We start from the raw sequence: 22010 nt of genomic DNA, 5'->3' as shown, positions 1-22010 counted from the left end.
GCATGTCCAGACATCAAGCCTCACACCCTGCTTCCCTAAGAAAAGTCTTATTGGGTAACGCGGGTTTGCCTCAGTCATGCGTGACGTGCAAGTTTAGCTCGCATGCACCATCTTTAAAACTGTAACTTTCCTACTTATGAAAGACTATTACAATTTTGCTAACTATTTTCGTTGATAGAAATCAGTAAGCGTTACAAATTTTCGCGACACAACAAAGATTAATTGTGCATATGCGGCTACTTGCCCACGACCGAAACGGGATCTTGGTGGATGATAATGTCAGCACCGGGGAATGCGACTTCGAGGCGATCTTCCACTTCATCGGCAATGAGGTGGGCATCAACAAGCTTTAACTCATCATCCAGTTCCAAATGCAATTGAATAAATCGCGTAGGGCCAGCTTGACGCGTTCTCAAATCATGGACGCCATGGACGCCTGCGACGGTAGATGACAAGAGCATGATTTTGTCTTGCTCTTCCATCGGAAGTTGTCTGTCTAGTAACGACTGAACAGCGTCGTACGCCATTCTTACGGCGCTATAGAGGATGAAGATACCAATGCCAATAGCAAAGACGGCATCGGCCATCTTAATGCCGTACCACGCAAGTCCTAACGCCGCCATGATCGCCAGATTCATGAGAAGATCTGTCTGGTAGTGAAGCGAATCGGCTGAGATCGCTTGGCTACCCGTTTTTCGAACCACCCATTTCTGGAACAGAACCAGGAAGCCCGTAAAGACAGTAGCGATAGCACTGACGGCCACACCAACTCCGGGATTATGTAAGTCCGCCGGATTGTAAAGGCGTTCGAAACCACTCAATACAAGGAAGAAGGCAGAGCCGACGATAAATGCAGCCTGTGCGAGTGCCGCGAGAGATTCTGCCTTCCCGTGTCCGAATCGATGTTCTTCATCGGCGGGCTGCAAGGCATAGCGCACAACCACCAAGTTAGTAATCGAAGCCAGCAGGTCGATCAGAGAGTCGACGAGTGAAGCGAGTAGGCTGATTGAGTCGGTGTACCACCAAGTAAAAATTTTCATCAAAAGAAGTACGGTGGCGGTGATAGTGGCAGCCCATGCTGCCATTTGAACTAAACGGGCGTATTTCTGATTCATATTTAGAGCATGGTCAAAATAAGTTCAGAGAGTATACCGCTTTTTCAACATGGTAGGGGGAGGAGTATAAAGAGACTAAGGGCGAAAGCATCATGCCGGTAACAACCGGCATGAAGGGATACGCTCGCAGCAGAGAATGGCTATTAGCCGTGGTGTGACATGCGCTTTTGGTGACGCTCTGCCATGTTCGCCATATTTTCCTTTACCTGTTCTTTTTGCTCAGGTGTCAGAATACTCATCATTTCGTGGCGTTTTTTCGCCATTTCGATACGGCGTTCTACTTGTTGCTGTGACATTTTCTCAGCCAGTGTGCGAACAGCCGCTTCATCGAAATTATCAGCCAGCATTAAATCTTGCATTTGTTGACGTTCAGCCATCATATGAGTGCGGGATTCGTCTTTGCTTGTGCGCATTTCATCGCGGTTTTGTTCGCGAAGTGCACGAAATTCTTCTTTCTGTACATCCGTCAGCTCAACGCCACGCAGTAGATGTTTTCCACCCATCATGCCTTTGCCTTCATGGTGACCGCCGCCAAATGCCATGGCAGACATAGAACCCATCATCAGTGGAAGAGCAATAACAGTAGCAGCAATACGTTTTGAAAATTTCATGGTGTGTTCTCCGGTTCATCTGTTGTGTCGCTTGATGGGAGTAACTTTACCCATTGGGATGTAAACCGGTGTGCGGGATAAGTAAAGCAATGTAAAGGCGGGTAAACCTGCGATTTACACGTGGAATCGCACTGGCTATTGGCAGATACTAGATTCAATCAAGACATTAAAGGCACACCCCATGGCGCACATTCTTCTTATTGACGATGACACAGAACTGACGAGCTTGTTAAAAGACCTACTAGAGCTGGAAGGTTATAACGTGGACATCGCCAACAATGGCCAACAAGGCTTGGAAAAAATTGGCGAAAATGTCGATTTAATTCTTTTGGATGTGATGATGCCAGTGCTAAACGGCATGGAAACGCTGCGTCGTTTACGTGATCAATGGGAAACTCCTGTGTTGATGTTGACGGCTAAAGGGGAAGAGATTGACCGTGTTATGGGGCTGGAATTGGGCGCTGACGATTACCTGCCTAAGCCTTTTAGTGATCGCGAGTTATTGGCACGTATGCGTGCGATTTTGCGCCGCACGGCAAAAAGCAGCGAAGAAAAACGCCCGGAAGATACCCAGGACAAATTGGAATACCAAGATGTTGTTATTTATCCGGGGAAGATGGAAGTGTACTGCCAATCTCAGCTGATTGATTTAACCGGAACGGAAACGGCATTACTGACCTACCTTGTCAGGCAGCCGGGGAGCATTGTGGCGAAAACGGATATTAGTATGAATGTGCTAGGAAAACGCTTAGCACCGTTTGATCGCGCTATCGACATGCACATATCTAATATTCGAAAGAAGCTGCCCGATCGTGAAGATGGTAAACCGCGAATTAAAACCCTGAGGGGGCGCGGGTATCTGTTGGTGGAAGCATAATGAGGTTACCAACAATAAAAAGCCTTTATGGGCGCATTTTTGCGATTTTTTGGCTGACACTGCTACTGGTACTCATCGCGGTTTTGGCTGCCCAGCAAGCTGACCCTCGTCAGCAACACGAGCTACCTGTGTCATCAAAAATCAAGTTACAAAAGATGGCAGACACTATCTCTAATCGGTTGTTTTCCATGCACGGTAGCTTGGAAGACAACCTTGTAAAGGTACAAAAAAGCCTCTCAGAGCGTGGCGGCATGAAGTTGTACTTCACCAATCTTGACGGTGAAGTTTACAACCAGAGGCAGCATCATGGGGGGAGTCGAACACTCAAAAACTTCACATCTATTGCGGATGATCCGCACAATCCCCAGCAACGCTTATACGGCCGATGGATGTTGGCAGGCCCATTTTTAGTCGACGATGGTCAGTCAGAAGCCTTGATGTATGTGGGACGCATGTGGCGAGAAGCCCCGCCTTTCTATGCGCAAATTCTGGACAAACCTTTTCAACTGCTACTGGTGACCATGGTCGTGAGTACGCCGCTACTTCTTTGGTTAGCGTGGGCTTTGAGCCGCCCAGCCCGTCGGCTGCAGGCAGCTGCCGAGCGTGTGGCTGAGGGGAGACTTGAAATCGACCCAACCCTTGAAAAAGGGCCGCGAGAGTTTCGCCAAGCGGGGGCGAGCTTTAACCAAATGGTGACTGCTCTAAATCAGATGATAAGCGGGCAGCAACGTTTACTTTCAGATATTTCCCATGAATTGCGCTCGCCGTTGACGCGCTTACGTATGGCCAATGCCCTGGCCATTCGCAAACAAGGTGAAAGCGCGAATCTCACACGCATCGACACCGAAGCTGAGCGCATGGAGCAGATGATTGCGGATTTATTGTCACTGTCCCGCATGCAACTAAACAGCCATGCTGAGAGGGAAACGTTCACATTGGAAGAGCTGTGGTTGCCCTTGCTGGATGATGCGGAATTTGAAGCCGAGCAGCACAATAAAACCTTTACGTATCAAGCCATCCCCAATGTCACGATTGATGGCAATGGGCCGCTATTGTGCAGCGCACTCGAAAACGTGGTACGGAATGCCATTAAATACGCGGATCAACACACGAAGGTATCTTTCTCTGTGGAAGGACGTTCGCTCAAGGTCGATGTGAGTGATGACGGTGAAGGAGTGCCAAGTGAGATGTTGGCTGATATCTTCAAGCCGTTTTACAGAGTGTCTACGGCGCGTGATCGTGCGAGTGGCGGGACAGGTCTTGGATTGGCCATTACGGACAGCGCCATGCGCCAGCATAATGGTCGTGCAGAGGCTTGCATCAATGACAACGGAGGCCTCACCGTAACCTTGGTGTTTGGGTTAATTAATACGGCGTTGTAATTTCCACGCTGGATGTTTAAAAAATCCAGATAGATATCTCGTTTTCCAAAGTTATTGCTAACCTTAGAGAAATGGCCGTATCTCATTTTTGATGCGGCATTCTCTACTTTAACGCAAGCAACGCGTTTATTAAGGAGTGGTTAGCGTATGTCCTCTCAGATGACCATCAAACAGCGACTTACAATGTTTGTTGCTTTGGTGTGTGGTATCCAGATTATTGTGGGTGCCTTTGTATTTTACAAGCTCGCCTATGTCGAGAGTCATGTGCAAGGCGTGGCGCAACGTGATATCCCCATTCTCGCATCTATCAGCAAAGCCACAGAGCATCAGGTTGAGCAGCGTGTCCATTACAACAAAGCGTTCCGTTATGCGTTAGAAGTCGGTCAAGAGCCTGACGCATCAGCAAACTACGACAAAGAAAAAGCCTACTTCTATAAATTGGGCGAGAAGGTTGAACAGGACATCGCAAACATTGATCGACTTTTGGCGGATGGTATAGCAAACGGCACCGTTGAGGAGCAGTTGGCGTTCAATAATGCCAACATCATTCTGAACGATATCAAGGTGTTACATAAAAAGTGGATGATTCACGTCGAAGACGTATTTAAAGAACTCGACGGTCAACACTTCCATGAGGCGGAAGTGCTCGACAAAGTGGTGGGCGAAGAAGCCGAAACCACCACGAAAATGGTTGATAGCCTGCTCAGCGACGTTGGAAAGTTCACAGAAACGGCGGTGGTGGACATTGAAGAAAAAACGGTGATTCTCGAAGTGGTTGTTTTGTCTTCGGTGGTTGTTGCGCTGATTGTTGCCATTGTCATGTCAAGAGTCATCCTCAATCGTATTTATGGCGGGCTGAATAAAGTGTCTGCCGCGTTAGCCGTTCAGGCATCGGGTGACTTCAGCCAAGTCGGTGTCGTTGACGAGCCGGGTATTATCGGTGAACTGCAGCAAAATATGGAAGGCACCCGTAAAAGCACCAATGGCATGATAGCCAAAGTTGCACACGAGGTGGCTGATGCGGTGAATGCATTGAATTGTGCATCTAAAGCCGTAAAGCAAAATAGCGACGCGCAGAGCGGGGAGATCATGCAAGTGGCAACGGCGGTGAATGAGATGTCAGCCACGGCGCAGGAAATCGCCAACAATGCCTCTTTGACCCAGAGTGCGACGGAAAATGCGTCTTCGCAATCATCAGAAAGCATGCGGGTTAATACGGAAGCGATGAATCAGACCCAGCAACTGATAGAAAGTCTGACACAAAGTAGCGCAGCATTGACGGAGCTTGAAAAAACAGCGGAAATATTACGTCGGTGCTGGATGTGATCAAAGGCATCGCAGAACAAACAAACCTACTGGCACTGAATGCCGCCATTGAAGCCGCGCGTGCAGGCGAGCAAGGTCGAGGATTTGCGGTGGTGGCTGATGAGGTGAGAAGTCTTGCTCAACGTACCCATGATTCGACTTCAGAAATAGAGACAATGATTGCGCAGCTTAGCTCGGTGACGAAAGCCGCCGTTGATACCATGCAGAAAAGCTGCGAAATGGGCGATAAAACCATTGCATTGGCACGTCAAGCGGGCGATTACTTGTCACAGGCAGGGCAAGCCACTACGCAAGTCACTGAGATGAACCTTCAAGTCGCGAGCGCAGCAGGCCAACAAAATGGTGTGGTTGAAGAAATTAACATCAATGTTAATAAGATCAGTGAGATGGCGAGCAAAAGTTCCCATGAGGTTGATAGCCTTGTTCACGCCACCAATCAACTTAACCAAATAGCGCGAGATCTGCAGAAATCAGTGGGTTGAGTAAGCCCAGTGAAAGGTGATGAGAATAGCGGGTGATAAGCCCGCTATTTTTTTATAGGCCACCTTGGAAGCCAAGCTGTCGCCATGCCTCATAGCAAATTATGGAGACGGAGTTAGAGAGGTTTAAACTGCGGCTGCTTGGCATCATAGGAACACGAATTCGGTGTTCGGCGGAAAATGCGTTACGAACGTCATCTGGCAGGCCACAGGTTTCTGAGCCAAACAAAAACACATCCCCTTCCTGATAGCTGACCTCTGAGTGCGGGCGACTTCCCTTCGTGGTGCACGCAAAAATGCGGCGATCACCCATTGCGTCTAAAAACGCGGCATAGTTCGGATAGCGCGTCACATTGGCGAGATCGTGGTAGTCCAGCCCTGCGCGGCGAAGTTTCTTCTCTTCAAAATCAAAACCCAAAGGTTCTATAAGGTGAAGCTTGCAACCCGTATTGGCAGCAAGGCGAATGATATTGCCGGTATTTGGCGCAATTTGAGGCTCGTGTAATGCAATATGAAACATGGTCTACCGTGGCGTAGTCAGAACAAAGACGCAGTATAGCCGTCAGGCGAATTTGCCATCAAGGCGTTAAAAAACAAAAAGGAGAAGCCTTGGCTTCTCCTTTTTTTTCTTCAGACGGGCTGAAAAACTTAGTTTTTCGCTTTTGCTGCTGCTTTCGCGATAGCGGCAAAGCTGTCTGCAACCAATGCAGCACCACCAACCAGCGCACCATCGATGTCTGGCTGTGCGAAGTAAGCTTCAGCGTTTTCAGGCTTAACAGAACCGCCGTATTGAATAACAACGTTCTTCGCCACTTCTTCGCTCTTCGCTGCAATGTGTGCACGGATCGCTGCGTGGATACGCTGTGCGTCGTCTGCAGTTGCTGCTTTACCGGTACCGATAGCCCAGATTGGTTCGTACGCGATTACTGCGCCGTTCAGTGCTTCAACACCTTGGGTATTGATTACTGCATCGAGTTGACGAGCACATACTGCAACGGTTTCGCCCGCTTCGTTTTGTGCTTCAGATTCGCCAATGCAAAGAACTGGAACTAGGCCATTTTCTTTTAGGAATGCAAATTTCTTAGTAACAAACTCGTCAGACTCTTCGTGGTATTCACGGCGCTCTGAGTGACCGATGATGATGTGAGTTGCACCGAAGTCTTTCAGCATCTCTGGAGAGATGTCGCCAGTGAACGCGCCGCTTAGGTTAACGTCAACGTTCTGTGCACCCAAAATGATTTTGCTTTCCGCTTTACCTAGCAGTTGCTCTGCCAGATCCAAGTACATAACAGGTGGCGCGATAGCAACATCAACACCTTCTACACCATTAAGTTCAGCTTCAAGACCTTTGATAAGCTCAGCTACCATTGTCTTGTTACCGTTAAGTTTCCAGTTACCCATTACTAGTGGACGGCGCATAGGAATTTCTCCGTAATCCAATTATCAAAATCAATTGCTGGGAACGATAGCAGCAGACCTACTCCCGTTTCCTGCTCAAAATCATAAATGCCATCGTTTTTACGCGTTTTACGCCGAAATGTGAACCTTTGAGTAACAAATTTTCGTAATTTATTTTCGGAACCGCTTGAAAAATATAACGCTAGCACGATGTGATCTGATGGGAATAATCACCCCACCAGTAACATTCGCTCGAATGGATAGAGTAAAGTGGCTCATTATCGTAACAAGGAGCAAGTTATGCCTCATATTGTCATGGAGTACAGTGACCCTGTTTCTGAGCGCGTTAATGTTGGCCAATTGCTGGAAGATTTGCATAAAGCGGCCATTGGCAGTGGGGAGTTTGACTCAAGCGATGTCAAATCGCGCGCCTATGCATCACATGAGTGGTTGATTGCTGAGTCGGACAATCAGCAGGATTTTATCCATGTCACATTATGGTTGTTGTCTGGGCGAGATGAAAAACAGAAGTACAACCTCAGCCATGCGCTTTTGGATGTGATGCAGGTTCATGCACCAGAAGTCGCTAGCTTGTCAGTGGACGTGCGTGACATGGACAGGCGTTGGTACGCCAAGGTCAAACAACGCGAAGAATAAAAAATTGGCGGTGGCGAACCACCGCACAAAAACTGAGTTAGCCCTCAGCAGCCAGAGAATCTCTGCCTTGCTTCGGATGCAATGTAGTGACGGTTGCGCTTTTCTCAGTTAAAGCTAATGGATTATTTACAGCGGTAGAGAAGCGGTCAAATTGGCGCATCAGTTCTTTCATCAAGAGTGCGTTAACATGATTTGGGTTTTTTCCCGTCTCAATGACACGATTGATGTGGCTCATCTGAGCGCGTAATTTTGGCTGCATTTCCTCACTGGCACTTTGAATGATCTCTTCACTCATCTCGATACGCAGTGCGTCCAGTGCTTGTGGGTCCTTTTCCGCTAACGCTTTTAATTCATCAAATGAAGGCAACGTTTTCATGGCATTACTCCTCTGTCTGCGCATGACTTGCCTTTGACTATACGGTTAAAAAGTGAGCATTCAATCGCACTTATGACTCATAAATGAGACTATGCGTGTCAACTGTTTAAGTGTGTTTTGTGGTTGATACAGATAATTGTCTGATCGCTGACAAAAACACACCATTCGGTAAAATAAAGTCTCAGTTGTGAGAAATTAGAGGAAAGTTCGTGATTTTTGTTGTTGACGGTAAATCGGCACAAAAAAACGAGCCATTGGCTCGTTATGTCCGGTAATAAAACCCTACCAGTATTGTTCGACGGTGATATTACCTGGCTTTTTGCGAAGGTTCTTTTGCAGTCCTTTTTCTAACAGTAATGCTTTGACGTCTTTGACCATTTGTGGATTGCCGCACAACATGACCTGACTTTGCTCTGCAGTAAAGGGGAAGCCAACCACCCGTTCTAACATGCCATCTTCTAACGCATGTGTAATGCGACCAGACAGCGCCCCCGCTTTGGGTTCACGGCTGACAAAAGGTTGAACGACGAGCTGATCACTGTATTTCTTTTTAAGGGCATTGATTTCTGCCTGATAGCTCAAGTCGGCGGAGAAACGGACGGCATGAACAAGAATGACTTTTCTGAAACGTTGCCATACCTCGTCTTCTTGTAAAATAGAGAGAAAAGGACCAAGCGCCGTGCCCGTTGAGAGCATCCAGAGGTGGTCACCTTGCGGAATCTCTTCAAGAGTAAAAAAGCCAGCGGCATCTTTGGTGATCATGACGGTATCGCCAGCTTCAAGACTATGAAGCTGAGGGGATAGCAGGCCATCAGCAACACGAGTGGCATAGATTTCGAGGTACTTACTAGAGGAGGCATTCACATACGAATAAGCGCGTTGTACTAACTTACCGTCGATCTCCAGACCCAGTTTAGTGAATTGACCTGCGGTAAACGGCGCAGTATCTGCGTCGAGGATGAGGCTGAACAGATCTTTATTCCAGCGTCTGTTTTCGATAATTTCTGCTTTGATCCATGTTGCCATACATCCTCCTTAAACGTTTTTATTTGCGAACTTGTACTTTGTATGTGCAGCGGCGCTGCCCTTCGATAATGTGTTCGTCTCTCGTTACGTTATATTCACTGCCAAGTACGGTTTTAAAGATATTTTTTTCCGACTTACACAGCGCGGGACAACGCTTGGCGGCCTGACAAATGGGGCAGTGGTTTTCAATTAACAGGAAGCCATCCTCGATTTCCTGTAGCTCTGCCATATAACCTTCGTTCTCTCTAAGATACGCCAAGGTTTCAAGTTTAGCCTTTAAATTGTGGCAATCTTTGAGCGCTTCGCGGTATTGGTGCAACGTCTTCTCTTCGCGTTGCTGGATCACTTTGGCTAAACCGCTTTCGCCAAAAAGGCTTTCCACAGAGTCAATCACTGAGACGGCAAGATCGCCATGGCTATCAGCAAAACGACGGTGACCTTCTGCGGTCAGTGTCCAATGTCGGGTCGGACGACCGACTTTGACGCGAATATCACTGAAGTCGACCAGTCCATCATCTTCCATAGCCTGCAAATGCTGCCGAATGCCCATGGTGGTCATTCCCATTTCATCCGCCAACACGCGAGCACTAATCGCGCCCTCGCGTTTTATTTTATGCAGGATTTTATCGACTGTTTTCATCGCGCTCAGGTCACTCCTTTTGATTCTTCCCAGCCTGCTTTCCCTTGTGCTTTCAGATTTTTCTTTCATCTGGCGAGATATTCTTGGGTCAGCATTGCTTTTGGGTTTCTAACATTATGAAGGGTGGGAGCTAAATAAAGCAATGTCTTTACTAACTTATTGTTAGCGATTCATCACGCTGCGTTTCATTAACGGAGAAATACATTTCACTTTTAGATGTTTGCAAAAAGAGAGCTGATGTCACAATGGTAAAACCCATCAAAAAAATTGTCCTGAGATCAGCAGCCACCGCACAAACTACATTCTGATTACTAGACTTGTTGCTATTCAAGCCTTCACTAGGCTGCTGCTTAAAGACGTCTGACGGCCATCAGGAGGTCGCATGGAAGAAAAAAAATCTTTTCCGATTAATAATTTACTGGTCTTTACTTTGATCGCTGCGGTGCTTGTTGCTGCGGGTTACTTTTACGTTCGCCATCAAGATCAATATCCCAGTACGGATGACGCCTACATTCACGGAAACATTCTTTATCTCGCTCCTCAGGTGAGCGGTCAACTGATTGAAGTGAATGTGGTGGACTTTCAGCATGTCGATAAAGGCATGGTGATAGCTCGCATTAACCCTGCGTCATATCAGGCGCGATATGAACAAGTAAAAGCGACCTATGAAAATGCAACATCGGCAAACAAAGCAACCAGTGATGCTATTGTCGGTGCGAGCGCACAAATCAAATCTTCCACCGCGCAACTTCTCGATATTCAGGATAAATACCGTCGCAATATGGCATTGGTTGAACGTGGCGTGTTGTCACGTCAACAAGGTGACGATTTGAAAGCCGAACTTGCTGCTGCCAAGAATAATCTGGATGTAGCTCGTGCTCGAATGTCACAGCTTATTAGCGAGCAAGGCGCGACGGGTAATGAGGCTCCAGTTGTCAAGCAAGCGGCTGCCGCATTATCCGAGGCGGCGTTGAATCTGTCCTACACCGAAATTATCGCGCCTTCTTCTGGGATGCTAGGTGACGTGAATGTGCGTCCAGGCAGTGTCGTCGCACCGGGACAGTCTATGATGCCACTGGTCGAGGACAATTCATTTTGGGTACAAGCCAATTACAAAGAAGGTGATATCGGTTACATCAAATCAGGCATGACTGCGACGGTAGTGTTGGATATGTACCCGAACACCGCATTCAAGGGTGCTGTCGAAGCAATCTCTCCAGCTAGTGGCTCTTCGTTCTCTTTGTTGCCACCGGAAAATGCGACGGGAAATTGGGTGAAAGTGCCACAGCGCTTCCCCGTAAAATTGTCCATTTCTTCTGAGAAGGGAGAGCCACCGCTAAGAGTCGGTGCAAGTGCCACGGTCACTATTGATACGCTGACTAAGGCGACGGCAGATGGAAGCCAGTAGCAATAATAACGGTGCCATCGCGCTACCTGCGGGTGGCAATCGTTTGATGATCACGGTCGCGGTCATGTTGTCCGCGATCATGGTGCTGCTCGACATGACCATCGCCAATGTGTCCCTGCCGCATATGATGGGGGCTCTGGGTGTGACGTCAGAGCAAGTCACTTGGGTGCTGACCTCGTACTCGATGGCGGAGGCGATTTGTATTCCACTCGCGAGCTATCTGAGCTTGAAGTTTGGGGTCAGACGGCTGCTCTTGGTGTCTGTCACAGGCTTCATTGTTACATCGGCGTTGTGTGGCCAAGCCGATACGCTCACTGAGATGATCGTTTTTCGCATCATGCAGGGTGCGTTTGGCGCATCGGTCATTCCACTTTCTCAGTCCATCATGGTGCAAATTTACCCGCCGGAAGAACGTGGTAAAGCCATGGCACTGTTCTCCATAGGTGTGCTGCTTGGCCCAATTTTAGGGCCAACAGTGGGTGGAGTGATCACTGAGAACATGGACTGGCGCTGGATTTTTTATGTAAATGTTCCGATTGGCATTTTATGCCTGACATTATTGGCAGTGTTTGTTCACCTTGATGGCAGAGGAAAGCACTCCGTTGACTGGCCGTTGGTGTTCGGCATGGCAATTGGAATTGGTTTGCTACAAATGGTGCTAGAGCGGGGGAATCAAGACAATTGGTTTGCCTCGAACACCATCTTGTTCTCGCTCGTTATTGCCGTGATTGCATGGGCATTTTTCCTTATACGTTCTTTTCGTACCAAGGGTGACATTGCCCCGATGTGGCTGCTCAAAGACAGGAACTTACTCTTGTCTTGTATCGTCATGATGGGTTTTTCGATGGGGATGTTTGGGATCACCCAACTGCAACCCATGATGCTGGAGCAGCTTCTTGGTTACCCGGTAGATACGACGGGCTTTGTGATGGCGCCTCGGGGCTTGGCTTCTGCGATTGTCCTGCTATCAATATCTCGGTTTATCGATAGGCTCGATCCAAGGAAACTGATCGTCATTGGGCTGCTACTTAATGGTATAGGCAGCTTTGTTATGATGCAGTACTCGCTGGATATTGATGTCTATTGGGTGTTGTTGCCGAGCATTATTCAGGGAGCGGGTATGGGTCTGGTGTTTGCACCGCTTAGCCAATTGGCGTATGCCAGTCTCGCACCCAATCAGGCCGTGGGTGGTGCAGTGGTCTTTAACCTTTGCAGAACGTTAGGTGGATCATTCGGTATTTCGATTGTGAATACCTACTTCAGTCAGATACAGCAAAAAGAGTGGCATGCGCTAGGTGGCAGTCTGACACCGGATAATCCATTGGTACAGCAGTTTGCCGCATCACAAGGTAAAGGCGTCACTGATCCGAGCTTCATTGCAACCTTGACCAATATGCTGCATCAACAGTCTACATTGCTGGCATTTGTCTATACGTTCGGCTTTATCATGGTGTCATACTTTGTGTTGATCCCTCTGCTTGCTTTGTTTAAAAAGCCGCAGAAAAAGAACGTCGATACAAAACTGTCCGGACACTAAAACGAAAAAAGCACGCCTCGGCGTGCTTTTTCTATTCGTTATCCGTTATAGGATGATTTCTTTTACTGCGTCGTCTTTACGATCCAGATAATGGGTCGACTTAATACGACGGATTGTGCGGCATTTACCGCGGATCAGCAGGGTCTCGGTGGTCGCGATGTTGCCTTTGCGTGCGATACCTTCCAGCAGGTCACCCTTGGTAATACCGGTGGCAGCGAAAATAACGTTATCGCTGCTTGCCATGTCTTCCATTTTTAAACGGATATTGGTTTCAATACCCATTTCCTTACAGCGTGCGATTTCAATCTCACCCATACGGCGGTTGTCTTCGTTGTCTTCTTTTACTTCGTGACGTGGAAGCAGGCGACCGTTCATGTCACCACCCAAGGCACGAATAACGGCAGCAGAAACAACGCCCTCAGGTGCGCCGCCAATGCCATACATGACATCGACTTCGCTGTCAGGCATACAGGTTAGGATAGAGGCCGCGACGTCACCGTCTGGAATCGCAAACACTCTCACACCCATTTCCTGCATCTCGCGGATAGTGTCATCGTGGCGAGGTTTCGCTAGTGTGGTCACAACCAGTTCATCCAGCGACTTACCCAGTGCCTTAGCGATGTTGATCAGGTTTTCGCGTAGTGGTAGTTCAATGTTGACCATGCCTTTGGCTTCAGGGCCGACAACCAGCTTTTCCATGTACATGTCAGGGGCTTTCAGGAAAGAACCTTTCTCGCCAGCAGCCAATACAGCCAGAGCGTTTGACTGACCCATCGCTGTCATTCGGGTACCTTCGATGGGATCAACCGCGATATCTACCGCGTCACCACCCATGCCGACTTTTTCGCCGATGTAGAGCATTGGCGCTTCGTCGATTTCACCTTCACCGATGACGATCTCACCTTCAATCTCCGTTTTGTTAAGCAGAATACGCATAACCTCAACGGCGGCACCGTCCGCTGCGTTCTTGTCACCGCGGCCAAGCCACTTGTAACCCGCCAGTGCTGCGCCTTCTGTGACGCGTGAAAAAGCCATCGCTAAATCGCGTTTCATTCTAACTCCAGAGAATGTAATACATGAAAGTGGGGCGTTGCCGAGACCGAATATCGACAACGAAAAAACTCGGCGCGGATTTTACCATAAGCACCAAGTAAACGTTTGCGTTTTTAGATAGAGAACCATGACGACGTGATGCGCCTCGTCGTCATGGGTGAGCCCTAGTGTTGTTCCCAACCTTTAGAGCACTCAACGGCGCGTTGCCAGCCACGATGGCGGCGTTCACGTTTGCCATCATCTTCGCAAGGTGTAAACACCCGGTCGATTTCAGATTTGCCACGAAGTTCATCAATGCTGCCCCAAAAGTCAACCGCAAGCCCGGCAAGGTACGCAGCACCCAGCGCGGTCACTTCGGTGACTTTGGGACGCTGTACTTCCGTGTTCAGGACATCTGACTGGAACTGCATCAGGAAGTTATTGGCGACTGCACCACCGTCGACCTTCAGAAAATCGAGTTTGATACCAGAATCGGCTTCCATCGCGGTCAGTACATCTAAGGATTGATAAGCGATGCCTTCTAATGTGGCACGGATAATGTGGTTGGCGTTAACACCTCGGGTAATACCTACAATGGTTCCGCGTGCATACGGGTCCCAATGTGGGGCACCGAGGCCTGTAAATGCGGGCACCACATATACCCCGTTAGCGGTTTCGACCTGTGTGGCGAAGTATTCTGAGTCTTTAGCATCTTTGATGAGTTTCATTTCATCCCGCAGCCATTGGATAGATGCGCCGCCCATAAAAACCGCCCCTTCTAACGCATAGGCCACTTCACCTTTCGGGCCGCAGGCTAAAGTGGTTAACAGGCCATTGTGCGAGGTGACTTTTTCTTTGCCCGTGTTCATCAGCAAAAAGCAGCCCGTTCCATAGGTGTTTTTTGCCTGGCCAGCGTCTACGCACATCTGACCGAACAATGCGGCTTGCTGATCACCAGCTATACCCGCGATAGGAATTCGCGTCCCGCCTTTACCGCCAATGTTGGTTTCACCGTAAACAGTGGAAGACGCTTTAACCTCCGGTAGCATGATAGCCGGAATGTTCAATGCGTTGAGTAAGGTGGTGTCCCATTCCAGCGTGTTGATGTTAAACAGCATAGTGCGGCTGGCATTGGTGTAGTCCGTTACGTGAATACGTCCCTGGGTCATTTTCCAGATCAGCCAGGTGTCGATAGTACCGAAAAGTAGGTCACCTTTTTCCGCAAGCGCTTGCGCTCCCTCAACATGGTCGAGGATCCATTTTATTTTTGTGCCAGAGAAATAGGGGTCTACCACTAAACCGGTATTTTTGAGGATATAGTCCTCATAACCGTCTTCCTTTAACTGTTCACAGATGGGGGCGGTTCGACGGCACTGCCAGACAATGGCGTTGTAGATAGGTTTACCAGTATGGCGGTTCCATACCACGGTGGTTTCCCGTTGATTGGTAATGCCAATGGCTGCCACTTGATCGGAGCGTATACCTGCTTTCCCGAGGGCTTTAACCAAAGTCGCACTTTGTGTGGCAAAAATTTCCAACGGATCATGTTCTACCCAACCTGACTCTGGATAAATCTGTGTAAATTCCCGTTGTGCTGTTGTGACGATATTGGCGTCATGATCCAGGATCACCGCCCGAGAGCTGGCGGTTCCCTGATCCAAAGCAACGACATATTTTTGCTCGGTGCTCATAAGGTATCCTCTTCATATTGTTACTTAAAGCGTAGTGCCGAGTGAGACGGGCAGTAAGGAGCGCTATCGTTTTCGTGATTATCGCACGGAATATAAAACGTCTTTTGCATTGAAACGAACTTCATATAAACGTAGAACACTGAAATGTGCGTTCGCGCATTTAGTGACTATTTTTTGCTCGTTTGAGCATGAAAGTCTTTCCCAAAAATGACAATTAACGCATTCAGGTGTGTTGAGATAACAAAAAATAAAAAAGGCTGACAGAAAACTGTCAGCCCAGCCAATAATGGCAAATCTTGGAATGCTCCAAGAGAGATACGATTCTATCTACAATATCATGGCGAAAGTGAATAAAAATTGAATGAAATCGCATTGTTAGTCACTTTGCGCCGTCAATTTGCTTAGAACCATAAAAGGTGAGATTTAAGAAGGTGTTAGCGGTGGTGCTTTTTTGTTCGCTTGTGATCTAAAAGTGTATTAGGAAGGTGCGACTGTCGCCGTGCGCCGTTAGAATAGGATCTTCGGGACGCGTGAGGAATCATGCCTGTTGGCATAAGCCTTGGTAAGGTTCGCGTATTACGCTTACAACGTTGGAATAAATAGGTGGCCTTGATGTCATTGGAAATTTTAGAGCAGCTTGAAGCCAAAATTCAAATGGCTATAGACACGATTTCGTTGCTGCAAATGGAAATCGAAGAATTAAAAGAAACGAACGAATCACTAGGTCGTGAATCTGACGCGGTACGTGAAAATCGTGATGCGCTGGAACAAGAAAACGCGCGCTTGAAAGCAGATCATGACGCGTGGCAACAACGTATTCGTAGCCTGCTGGGCAAAATCGAAGAAGTTGAATAACAAAAAACAGAGCCGAATGGCTCTGTTTTTTTATGGGCGTACACTGCTCGCTAGACCTATTCGATATCAATCGGTTCTTGCGACAGAATAACGCCCGTGGTGTCTGCATATAGGTGGTCTTCAGGAATGAAGGTCACGCCGCCAAAGTTAACCGGCACGTCAGTTTCACCAATACCATTGCTATCTGCACCGACCGGAATAGAGGCGAGTGCCTGCACACCAATATCAAACTCGTCCAATGCATCGACATCGCGTACGCAGCCGTAAACCACAATGCCTTCCCAGTTATTTTCGGTTGCCATGGCAACAATCTCAGCATCAATCAAAGCGCGGCGCAGTGAACCACCACCGTCGATGAGCATGACGCAACCTTCACCGTTTTGCTCTGCAACCTGACGGATCACACCGTTGTCTTCAAAGCATTTCACCGTGGTGATCTTTCCGCCAAACGAGCTTCGTCCGCCGTAAGAGTTCATCATTGGTTCTAGTACATCAACCTGATCCAGGTACATGTCGCACAGTTCGGAGGTATTGTATTCCATAATCAGACTTCTTCTTGAGACGTAAAAAATGCCGGGAGGCAAGATAGTAACTGCATTAAAGATAGCAGCTACCCTATGCAAAAAAGTATAACGACACGCTAGGGCTTTGCAATGACTCAAAACACAATTCGTCTGCCTTTCTTCGCCGTGTTCTTGGGGCGTTTTATTGAAGTAGGATGCCAGCCGCAAACAAGGTGTTTGTCAGCAAAGCGACTTTCACCATATCGCCCATCATCGGTCGCAGAGTTTCGCCATTACGCGAATGCCACACAGCAAGCCCGTGTTTGATAGCAAGCGGTATTGCCAACACAAATATCCATCCTACAGCACTGAGCTGCTCCATCGTCGCAAACGCGGTAAAACAGGCGTAAGAACCAATGAGCAATGCTTGGTGATAAATGCGGCCCCACTTGGGTCCCATACGGACAACCAGAGTGTGTTTTCCACAGGCACGATCGTTGTCTATATCACGGAGGTTATTGATGTTCAGGACACCCACTGCTAACAAGCCGCAGGCTGTGGCGGGCAAGAGCACGGCTGTCGCTAGCCCACCAGTTTGCAAGTAGAAAGTGCCTGCAACGCCCAACCAACCAAAGAAAATCAGTACGGATAAGTCACCCAAACCTTGGTAACCATAGGGCTTATTTCCAACGGTATAGCAAATCGCGGCAACGATAGCTAATGCACCAAGACCAATAAAACTAAGGATGTCTGTCGGTTTATCAAAGGCGGTAAAAACAAGTGCGCCCCCTGCAAGTATGGTCAGAAAAACATTGAAGACCATGGCGTTTTTCATCGATTTAGGCGTGACTAATCCCTGCTGGATCGCGCGCTTGGGTCCCAAACGGTCTTCATTGTCGGTGCCTTTTACGGCATCACCATAGTCATTAGCGAGGTTAGACAGAATCTGCAGCAGCAAGGCTGTTACCAAGGCGAGCAACGTTATCGATAAAGAGAAGGCCGAGGTTTGTGCAGCAACAGCACTGCCTGACAATATGCAGGCAATGGCGAGTGGCAGCGTTTTCGGACGGGCGGCTTCAAGCCAAATTTTAAAGGTGGACACAGATATAGCCTTGGCAAACCAAAATAAAGCAGGTGACATTATTGGTGTTTTTGTCACATTGAGCAATGTTGATACTGAGTCCCCTGTAAATCAAACGATTCTGGGCTGTCGGTGCCGGCATGCTTAAATGTGTAGGGATAAAAAAAAGGGCAACCCTAAGTTGCCCGTTTTTTCGTGTTAATTACAGGATAAAGCGGCTGAGATCTTCGTCGTCAACCAGCTCTTCGAGGTGACTGCGAACATATTCTGAGTTGATCTCAAACGCTTCGCCGCCACGTTCGCTGGCGTCGTAAGAGATTTCATCAACCAGGCGCTCCATGACGGTGTGAAGACGACGTGCACCGATATTCTCAGTTCTTTCGTTGACCCGCCATGCTGCGTTTGCGATCTCTTCAATACCGTCTTGGGTAAACGTCAGGCTCACATTCTCAGTGCCCATCAGTGCAGAGTATTGCGCGGTCAACGACGCGTTTGGTTCTGTCAGTATGCGTTGGAAGTCAGACGCAGTCAGAGCTTCCAATTCAACGCGGATAGGCAATCGACCTTGCAGTTCTGGGATCAGATCTGACGGTGCTGCCACTTGGAACGCACCCGATGCAATAAACAGAATGTGGTCAGTTTTGACCATGCCGTGCTTGGTAGAAACAGTGCTGCCTTCCACCAATGGTAGTAGGTCACGCTGAACACCTTCACGAGACACATCTGGGCCCGAGCTCTCGCCACGCTTACAGATTTTGTCGATTTCGTCGATGAATACGATACCGTTGTTTTCAACTGACGCGATCGCTTGTTCTTTCAGCTCCTCCTGATTGACCAGCTTTGCAGCTTCTTCTTCGGTCACCGCTTTCAGCGCATCTTTCAGCTTCATCTTACGCTTTTTCGATGCACCGCTGCCGCCCAGATTTTGGAACATGTTTTGCAACTGGTTGGTCATTTCTTCCATACCAGGAGGTGCCATGATTTCCATGCTCATCTGTGGCGCAGCAACATCGATTTCGATGTCTTTGTCGTCCAGTTGGCCTTCACGGATTTTTTTGCGGAAGCTCTGACGGGTTGAAGAATCAGTTTTTGATTCTTCGTTCTGTCCCCATGCATCGCGAGGCGGTGGTAACAAAACGTCCAAGATGCGTTCTTCAGCCATTTCTTCTGCACGGAATTTTACTTTTTCCATGGCTTGCTGATGCGTCATCTTGATCGCGACATCTGTCAGATCGCGGATGATGGTTTCAACTTCCTTACCGACGTAGCCCACTTCTGTGAATTTAGTCGCTTCGACTTTGATGAAAGGCGCGTTTGCCAATTTTGCCAGACGGCGGGCGATTTCTGTTTTACCCACACCAGTAGGGCCAATCATTAGGATGTTCTTTGGCGTTACTTCCGCGCGCAGGTCATCATTAAGTTGCATTCGGCGCCAGCGGTTACGCAGTGCGATGGCAACTGCACGCTTCGCGTTGTGTTGGCCAATAATGTGTTGGTCAAGTTCGGAAACAATTTCGCGTGGGGTCATCTCAGACATGATCTGATTCCTGCCTTAGTAATCTAATTCTTCAATGGTTTGGTACTGGTTGGTGAACACGCAAATGTCACCTGCAATTGTCAGTGATTTCTCTGCAATGGTGCGTGCGTCCAGTTCCGTATTTTCCAGCAGGGCCGTGGCTGCTGCTTGCGCGAAGTTACCGCCGGAGCCAATTGCAATCAGATCATGCTCTGGCTGAACCACGTCCCCGTTACCTGTAATGATGAGAGATGCCGTTTCGTCGGCAACCGCCAACAAGGCTTCCAAGCGACGCAGTGACCGATCGGTACGCCAATCTTTTGCTAATTCAACTGCGGCTTTGGTCAAATGACCTTGATGCATTTCAAGCTTACGCTCGAAACGTTCGAATAGGGTGAAGGCATCTGCCGTACCGCCAGCGAAACCTGCCAATACTTTATTGTTGTATAGGCGGCGTACTTTGCGTGCGTTACCTTTCATTACGGTATTACCCAGTGACACCTGGCCATCACCGGCGATCACTACTTTGCCGTTGCGGCGGACTGAAACGATAGTCGTCACGGTAGAACCTCTTCATTTTGGTCTGGCGTTTGCCAGTATGAATCATTATTGGAAAAGGTGGGGGTAGCGGAAAGGGAATTCAAGGGCAAAGTCGCATGCCTTGACGACTTTGCCTTAATTTTAAGCGGGGTATGGCGAAATTATTTGGAAAGTTTAATTCCAATACCAGATTGCACACGGTTCGATACCCGCACGCATCAGCATGTTGCGCTGCCTTTCCGCTTCACGTTTAAGGGGATAAGGTCCCAGCACCACGCGGTACCAAATGCCTTTTTCACCTTGGCTGGTTTTGATGTGGCTCTCCAGTCCCTGAAAGGCAATCATTGCTTTTCGCTCGTCCGCTTGGCTGGCGCTGCGGTAGGCGCCGCATTGCATCAAGTAAGGACGGCTGGACACTTCCTGCTCGTTGGCTTCGACCGCAACCTGTTTGTTCTCAAGCTCTTCGATATAGCTCCATTCTTCAACAGGTTTTGGCGGGATCGCATCCTCTTTCTTCGGCTTCGATGATTTGGCGGGTGCGACTTTCTCTGGGGCAGGTTTTGCTGGTGGCTCAGAGGTTGCCAAGTAGTACAGGCCATATCCAAACCCCGTAAGCAAAACAAAAGCGAGCAATGCCCATTTTAGAGGAAATGCTGATTTAGGTGGTTGCTTCTTCGTGGTACGGGTTGGTTTTCGCGGTGATTTTCCGCGTTTGACATAATCTCTGGTTGCCACTGATTTGCGTATCTTTTGTTCGAGTCGTTAGCTATATGGTACTGGCTTGCTTGGAACTAAGCCAGTGCTCAAGGGCGATTGATCTTCCAGTGTGCAGTGTTGCTGCAATTTCTGGAAGGTCAATTGCCCCTGTGTGCTTTACCTCGACGGCGGCGCGACGCTTTCGCGAATCACTAACTGCGCATCGAGCAGGCGAGAGCCTGCCTGAACATCGTTGCCCTTGAGGATTTTCAGCAGCATCAACATGGCTTGGCGGCCGATGTCATAGCGAGGCTGAGAAACCGTCGTCAGTGCAGGGTCACAATATTCCGCAAACTGAATGTCATCAAAGCCAACGATGGAAATGTCGTGAGGTACACGGAAACCCAAACGCTTAGCCTGCTGCATTGCACCGATTGCCATCACATCAGAGTGGCAGAACACGGCGGTAGGAGGTGTCGGTAGCGAAAGCAAAGTTGTCATTGCTCGTGCACCCGCGGAAAAAGTAAAGTCACCAGCCACTGTGTAAGCAGGGTTAATAATGATGCCACCACGGCGCAACGCTTGTTGATAGCCCTGCACTCGGAACTGAGTCAATGCGGCATCTGTAGCACCCGTTATTTGAGCAATTTGCTTGTGACCAACTTGGGTCAGATAGTTAACGGCTTCAAACGCGGCGGTCAGGTTGTCGATATGGACGGTTGGTAGTTCCAACTCCGGCGCATATTCGCAAGCCATGACAAGAGGCGGCAGATTTTTTTGTTCTGGTTTACTGACATCAAAGGGAAGATCGGTGCCGAGCAATAGCATGCCATCTGCTTGCTTAGTAAAGACGAGATTGACGAAAGAACTTTCGCGACTTTCCTGCTGACCACTATCACCAAGCAGAACCAAATAGCCATGCTCCATTGCCGCTTCTTCAATGCCGCGGATGATTTCAGTGAAATAGGGATCACAGATGTCAGGAACAATCGCAACAATGGTTTTTGACTCATTGCGTCTTAGGTTGCGAGCGAGTGAATTAGGGCTGTAGCCCGCTTCCATCACCGCTTGTTCGACTTTTTTACGCGTAGACGCCGACACCTTCTCCGGGTTCATCAGCGCACGAGAAACCGTCGCCGTTGAGACGCCAGCCAGATGGGCAACATCCTTCATTGTCGCCATAGTAGTTTTCCTCTTGCTTGTTTTTATTGGCAAATGCTTCCCATGAGGGACCTACAGCAATGAGACAACTATTGTCTACACC

The 22010-nt window shown here is 48.5% G+C and carries 23 protein-coding genes; 8 read left to right on the top strand and 15 right to left on the bottom strand.

The features are described 5' to 3' along the window. Positions 1–236 precede the first annotated feature (236 nt). Positions 237–1115: a CDF family cation-efflux transporter FieF gene (gene fieF, locus B5D35_RS05220; protein WP_078751534.1), complete on the bottom strand. Its 879-nt coding sequence runs from the start codon at positions 1113–1115 to the stop codon at positions 237–239. A gap of 143 nt (positions 1116–1258) precedes the next feature. Then, positions 1259–1726 carry a Spy/CpxP family protein refolding chaperone gene (locus B5D35_RS05215; RefSeq protein WP_078751533.1) on the bottom strand — a complete coding sequence of 156 codons (468 nt, stop codon included), beginning with the start codon at positions 1724–1726 and terminating at the stop codon, positions 1259–1261. Positions 1727–1907: 181 nt separating this feature from the next. Between B5D35_RS05215 and B5D35_RS05210 the strand changes: the two genes are divergently transcribed. From B5D35_RS05210 to B5D35_RS24770, 4 genes are all read left to right on the top strand, one after another. Then, a complete protein-coding gene (locus B5D35_RS05210; RefSeq protein WP_078751532.1) occupies positions 1908–2603 on the top strand; it encodes a response regulator in 696 nt (231 codons plus the stop codon). Beyond that, positions 2603–3985: an envelope stress sensor histidine kinase CpxA gene (gene cpxA, locus B5D35_RS05205; RefSeq protein WP_078751531.1), complete on the top strand. Its 1383-nt coding sequence runs from the start codon at positions 2603–2605 to the stop codon at positions 3983–3985. Before B5D35_RS05210 ends, cpxA begins: the two co-directional genes overlap by 1 nt. Before the next feature lie 147 nt (positions 3986–4132). Next, the gene (locus tag B5D35_RS05200; protein WP_244556510.1) at positions 4133–5311 is read left to right on the top strand and encodes a Tar ligand binding domain-containing protein; all 1179 of its coding nucleotides are present in this window, start codon (positions 4133–4135) and stop codon (positions 5309–5311) included. Next, positions 5299–5793 (top strand): methyl-accepting chemotaxis protein, encoded by a 495-nt coding sequence (locus B5D35_RS24770; RefSeq protein WP_244556509.1) that lies wholly within the window; start codon positions 5299–5301, stop codon positions 5791–5793. The genes B5D35_RS05200 and B5D35_RS24770 overlap by 13 nt, the downstream gene beginning before the upstream one ends. A gap of 52 nt (positions 5794–5845) precedes the next feature. Here B5D35_RS24770 and B5D35_RS05195 read toward each other — a convergent pair whose 3' ends face one another. Further along, entirely contained in the window at positions 5846–6310 is a 465-nt protein-coding gene (locus tag B5D35_RS05195) for a tRNA (cytidine(34)-2'-O)-methyltransferase (protein ID WP_078751530.1), read from the bottom strand. A gap of 128 nt (positions 6311–6438) precedes the next feature. Beyond that, a complete protein-coding gene (tpiA, locus tag B5D35_RS05190; protein ID WP_078751529.1) occupies positions 6439–7209 on the bottom strand; it encodes a triose-phosphate isomerase in 771 nt (256 codons plus the stop codon). A 279-nt stretch (positions 7210–7488) separates the two neighbouring features. Here tpiA and B5D35_RS05185 point away from each other — a divergent pair, with 279 nt between their 5' ends. After that, the gene (locus B5D35_RS05185; RefSeq protein ID WP_078751528.1) at positions 7489–7845 is read left to right on the top strand and encodes a 5-carboxymethyl-2-hydroxymuconate Delta-isomerase; all 357 of its coding nucleotides are present in this window, start codon (positions 7489–7491) and stop codon (positions 7843–7845) included. Between the two features lie 37 nt (positions 7846–7882). Here B5D35_RS05185 and B5D35_RS05180 read toward each other — a convergent pair whose 3' ends face one another. The 3 genes from B5D35_RS05180 to B5D35_RS05170 all read right to left on the bottom strand — a co-directional run bounded on the left by B5D35_RS05180 (position 7883) and on the right by B5D35_RS05170 (position 9887). Next, complete coding sequence (locus B5D35_RS05180; RefSeq protein ID WP_078751527.1) at positions 7883–8221, bottom strand: DUF3135 domain-containing protein; 339 nt, start codon at positions 8219–8221, stop codon at positions 7883–7885. A gap of 282 nt (positions 8222–8503) precedes the next feature. Beyond that, the gene (locus tag B5D35_RS05175; protein ID WP_078751526.1) at positions 8504–9247 is read right to left on the bottom strand and encodes a ferredoxin--NADP reductase; all 744 of its coding nucleotides are present in this window, start codon (positions 9245–9247) and stop codon (positions 8504–8506) included. A gap of 19 nt (positions 9248–9266) precedes the next feature. Then, positions 9267–9887 (bottom strand): helix-turn-helix transcriptional regulator, encoded by a 621-nt coding sequence (locus B5D35_RS05170; RefSeq protein WP_078751525.1) that lies wholly within the window; start codon positions 9885–9887, stop codon positions 9267–9269. Between the two features lie 382 nt (positions 9888–10269). On the opposite strand from B5D35_RS05170, the gene B5D35_RS05165 reads away from it, so the two are divergent. Both B5D35_RS05165 and B5D35_RS05160 read left to right on the top strand, forming a co-directional pair. Continuing rightward, complete coding sequence (locus B5D35_RS05165; protein ID WP_078751524.1) at positions 10270–11295, top strand: HlyD family secretion protein; 1026 nt, start codon at positions 10270–10272, stop codon at positions 11293–11295. A gap of 46 nt (positions 11296–11341) precedes the next feature. After that, positions 11342–12832, top strand: coding sequence for a DHA2 family efflux MFS transporter permease subunit (locus B5D35_RS05160; protein WP_078751548.1), 1491 nt, complete (start codon positions 11342–11344; stop codon positions 12830–12832). A 45-nt stretch (positions 12833–12877) separates the two neighbouring features. On the opposite strand, the gene glpX is transcribed toward B5D35_RS05160, so the two are convergent. After that, entirely contained in the window at positions 12878–13885 is a 1008-nt protein-coding gene (gene glpX / locus B5D35_RS05155) for a class II fructose-bisphosphatase (protein ID WP_078751523.1), read from the bottom strand. A 164-nt stretch (positions 13886–14049) separates the two neighbouring features. Beyond that, positions 14050–15555 carry a glycerol kinase GlpK gene (gene glpK, locus B5D35_RS05150; RefSeq protein ID WP_078751522.1) on the bottom strand — a complete coding sequence of 502 codons (1506 nt, stop codon included), beginning with the start codon at positions 15553–15555 and terminating at the stop codon, positions 14050–14052. 612 nt (positions 15556–16167) lie between these two features. Between glpK and zapB the strand changes: the two genes are divergently transcribed. After that, complete coding sequence (gene zapB, locus B5D35_RS05145) at positions 16168–16410, top strand: cell division protein ZapB (protein ID WP_078751521.1); 243 nt, start codon at positions 16168–16170, stop codon at positions 16408–16410. Positions 16411–16466: 56 nt separating this feature from the next. Here zapB and rraA read toward each other — a convergent pair whose 3' ends face one another. The 6 genes from rraA to cytR all read right to left on the bottom strand — a co-directional run bounded on the left by rraA (position 16467) and on the right by cytR (position 21955). Continuing rightward, on the bottom strand, positions 16467–16952 hold the full coding sequence (gene rraA, locus B5D35_RS05140) for a ribonuclease E activity regulator RraA (protein WP_078751520.1): 486 nt from the start codon (positions 16950–16952) through the stop codon (positions 16467–16469). A gap of 163 nt (positions 16953–17115) precedes the next feature. Further along, positions 17116–18021, bottom strand: coding sequence for a 1,4-dihydroxy-2-naphthoate polyprenyltransferase (locus tag B5D35_RS05135; protein WP_170915124.1), 906 nt, complete (start codon positions 18019–18021; stop codon positions 17116–17118). A gap of 175 nt (positions 18022–18196) precedes the next feature. After that, positions 18197–19531, bottom strand: coding sequence for an ATP-dependent protease ATPase subunit HslU (hslU, locus tag B5D35_RS05130; protein ID WP_078751518.1), 1335 nt, complete (start codon positions 19529–19531; stop codon positions 18197–18199). Positions 19532–19546: 15 nt separating this feature from the next. Next, positions 19547–20071, bottom strand: a complete 525-nt coding sequence (gene hslV, locus B5D35_RS05125) for an ATP-dependent protease subunit HslV (RefSeq protein ID WP_078751517.1) — start codon at positions 20069–20071, stop codon at positions 19547–19549. A 153-nt stretch (positions 20072–20224) separates the two neighbouring features. After that, the gene (locus B5D35_RS05120) at positions 20225–20785 is read right to left on the bottom strand and encodes an SPOR domain-containing protein (RefSeq protein ID WP_078751516.1); all 561 of its coding nucleotides are present in this window, start codon (positions 20783–20785) and stop codon (positions 20225–20227) included. A 138-nt stretch (positions 20786–20923) separates the two neighbouring features. Beyond that, positions 20924–21955, bottom strand: a complete 1032-nt coding sequence (cytR, locus tag B5D35_RS05115; RefSeq protein WP_280174648.1) for a DNA-binding transcriptional regulator CytR — start codon at positions 21953–21955, stop codon at positions 20924–20926. Between the last annotated feature and the right edge of the window lie 55 nt (positions 21956–22010).

Origin of the sequence: Enterovibrio nigricans DSM 22720, from assembly GCF_900167155.1 — a bacterium.
In the GTDB taxonomy this organism is placed as follows: Bacteria; Pseudomonadota; Gammaproteobacteria; order Enterobacterales; family Vibrionaceae; genus Enterovibrio; species Enterovibrio nigricans.
The sequence above is the reverse complement of the archived record's forward strand: the minus strand, read 5'-3'. Positions and strand labels throughout refer to the sequence as shown.